The organism is Roseovarius halophilus (ex Wu et al. 2025) (assembly GCF_047086965.1).
The window spans coordinates 1-2734 of sequence record NZ_JBKOTX010000384.1 but is presented as its reverse complement, the minus strand read 5'-3'; the positions used below and the strand labels follow the sequence as shown (position 1 = coordinate 2734).

Genomic DNA, 2734 nt, shown 5'->3' with positions numbered 1-2734 from the left:
AGCCGCGCGGTGCCATCGCCGCCGACCTGCCGGGCCTGCGCGTGGTCGGCGTGCACCTGGGCCTTCTGCGGCGCAACCGGCGCCAGCAGCTGGACCACCTCCGCGAGGCACTGGAGGCGCTGCCGCCCCTGCCAACGGTGATCCTTGGGGATTTCAACGAATGGAGCCGCAAGACCGGGCTGGGCCGCCTGGCGCGGCACTACACGGTGCTGACCCCGGGCCGCACCTTTCCTGCCCGGCTGCCCGTGGCCGCGCTGGACCGCATCGCCCATTGCGATCACCTGCGCGTCACCCCGCTGGAGATCCCGGCACGGGCCAGGGGGCCGCATCCCTCGGACCACCTGCCGATCCTGGCCGAGGTGGCGCCGGTGTGAGGGGCGGAAGGCAGCTTTGCGCAGCTTTTTGGGTTTGCAGAGTTGACATAGATAGGGCGCTCAAAATTCTCTGCACGCGTTGACCTGTCGCCCGGGGCCGGAATGGCACCGCAGGTGCCCGGCCCCTCGCCAGACCGCCCGCACGGGCTCGCGAGGGGCCGATGGCAACGGCAGTTCCGGGGCTGGCTGCGGCCAGTGGTGCGCTTGCGGAACAGTTCCGTCCGACCACGCGGCCCCCTACCGGAACGGGTACATCCAGGGCTTGTAGTCGTCGATCAGAACCTCGGCCCGGGCGCGCTGGTCTTCGGTCATGCGCGGGGTCAGTTCCTCTATGGAGATCACCGCGTCGGGGTCGCCGCCGATGGCCGACAGCCCGTACCACAGGTAGGCGCGCACCAGGTCGGGTTCGGGGATGCCCCGGCCCACCTCGTAGTACCAGCCCAGCCCCGACTGCGCGCCGGGATGCCCCTTGAGCGAGGCGCGCAGATACCACTCGAAGGCGCGTTCGTCGTCCCGGTCGACCCCCAGCCCCAGGGCATACATCACCCCGATCAGCTCTTCGGCATCGGCATTGCCCGAGCGCGCCAGCACGCGGAACTGGTCCATGGCGGCCTCGAACTCATTCGCCTCCATCAGGTCGCGCGCCTCTTCGAGATCGGCGGCGGAAACAGGGGTTGAGAGCATCGCGAAACATGCCACTATCAGGACATGCAGGTGCGGTGTTCCCCAGGCTTTCCAAAGCTGTTCCATCTTGTCCTCTCCGGTCTTCTGGCCCTGGCGGGCGCGGCCCGGGCCGACCCGCTGACGCTGGATGATTTCGTGGACACGGACCCGGCGCAAGCCCGGATCGGGCAGTTGCTGTTCTACGACCCCATCTTGTCGGGCAACCGCAATATCTCTTGCGGGACCTGCCACCATCACGACCACGCCGGCGGCGACGGCCTCAGCCTGGGCATCGGCGAGGGCGGCTCGGGACTGGGCCCCGAGCGCACCCCCGGCACCGGCGCAGACCGCATCCGCAAACGCATCCCCCGCAATGCCTCCGCCCTGTGGAACCTCGGGCACCGCTCCGTCGAGGTGCTGTTCCACGATGGCCGGCTGGAAGTCTCCGACCAGTTCGGCAACGGCTTCGACACCCCGGCCGAGGAATGGTTCCCCGCGGGCCTGGACCATATCCTTGCCGCGCAGGCGCTTTTGCCCATGACCTCGGAATTCGAGATGGCCGGCAACGTGGGCGAGAACCAGGTCATCGGCGCGGTGCGCGACCGCATCGACCTGGGTTGGCCGATCCTGGCCAAGCGCGTGCGCACGATCCCCGAATATGGCGAGATGTTCGTCGATGCCTTCGCGCATATCGACCATCCCAGCGAGGTGACGATCGTCGAGATCGGCAATGCCATCGGTGCCTTCGTCGCCTCGGAATGGATCAGTATCGACAGCCCCTATGACGCCTGGCTGGCCGAGGGCACGCCCCTGCCCGCGGATGCCGAGCGCGGGCGGCAGCTGTTTTTCGGCTCGGCCCGCTGCGCGACCTGCCATTCCGGGCCGCTGTTCACCGATCAGGATTTCCACGCCCTGTCCCTGCCCGCCTTCGGGCCGGGGCGGACAAGGCTTTTCGACCAGGTCTCGCGCGACTTGGGCCGGATGAGCGCAACCGACCTGCTGGAAGACGCCTACCGGTTCCGCACGCCGCCCCTGCGCAATGTCGCCCTGACCGCGCCCTATGGCCACAACGGCGCCTTTGCCACGCTCGAGGCGATGATCCGCCACCACGCCGACCCCAAGCAAAGCCGCGCGGCATGGCAGCCCCGGCAGGCCCGGCTGCCGGATGTCCCCTGGCTGGCCCCGGCGGATTTCGCGATCCGTCAGGACCGCCTGGAGATGCAGCGGCAAAAGGCCCGGCTGGACATCCGCCCCGTGGCGCTGACCGAGGCCGAGATCGCCGAGATCGCCGCCTTCCTGGAAGCCCTGACCGGCGAAACGGCCGCCGACCGCCCCCTTGGCGTGCCTGACAGCGTGCCCAGCGGGTTACCCGTTGACTAGCACCTCGGCCAGCGGCCGGCGCGCCCGTGGCGGCGCGGGGCCGGACGGCTTGCCGAAGCGCACCGCCTGGATCAACCGCCGGTCCGGGGCCAGGCCGAAGCGCGTGCATATCTCGCCGTTGGTCGCAGGATGGTCCGCCAGCGCCGCCATGGGCCAGCCCGCCATGCCAAGCTGCGCCGCCTCCAGGCACAGGCGCAGGTAGGCGCGGCCGCTTTCCACCGGGTGTTCGCTGCGCGGGCGATGGAACAGCGCGATCACCGGGGCGCTGCGGGTGGCCGCGGCCTCGGCCGTCAGCCGCGGGGTCAGCCCGACGGCCT

The 2734-nt window shown here is 70.0% G+C and carries 3 protein-coding genes and 1 pseudogene; 2 read left to right on the top strand and 2 right to left on the bottom strand.

Translation table 11 applies throughout. The features are described from left to right. Positions 1–374 (top strand): endonuclease/exonuclease/phosphatase family protein (locus ACH107_RS31855; protein WP_412509642.1); only part of this gene is annotated, 374 nt, incomplete at its 5' end. A 237-nt stretch (positions 375–611) separates the two neighbouring features. On the opposite strand, the gene ACH107_RS31850 is transcribed toward ACH107_RS31855, so the two are convergent. Further along, positions 612–1058 carry a tetratricopeptide repeat protein gene (locus ACH107_RS31850; protein ID WP_310690934.1) on the bottom strand — a complete coding sequence of 149 codons (447 nt, stop codon included), beginning with the start codon at positions 1056–1058 and terminating at the stop codon, positions 612–614. Positions 1059–1082: 24 nt separating this feature from the next. Here ACH107_RS31850 and ACH107_RS31845 point away from each other — a divergent pair, with 24 nt between their 5' ends. Beyond that, positions 1083–2417, top strand: coding sequence for a cytochrome-c peroxidase (locus ACH107_RS31845; RefSeq protein WP_412509641.1), 1335 nt, complete (start codon positions 1083–1085; stop codon positions 2415–2417). Here ACH107_RS31845 and ACH107_RS31840 read toward each other — a convergent pair. Then, a pseudogene (locus tag ACH107_RS31840) lies at positions 2403–2734 on the bottom strand (hypothetical protein); the annotation flags it as partial. The gene ACH107_RS31845 and the pseudogene ACH107_RS31840 overlap by 15 nt on opposite strands.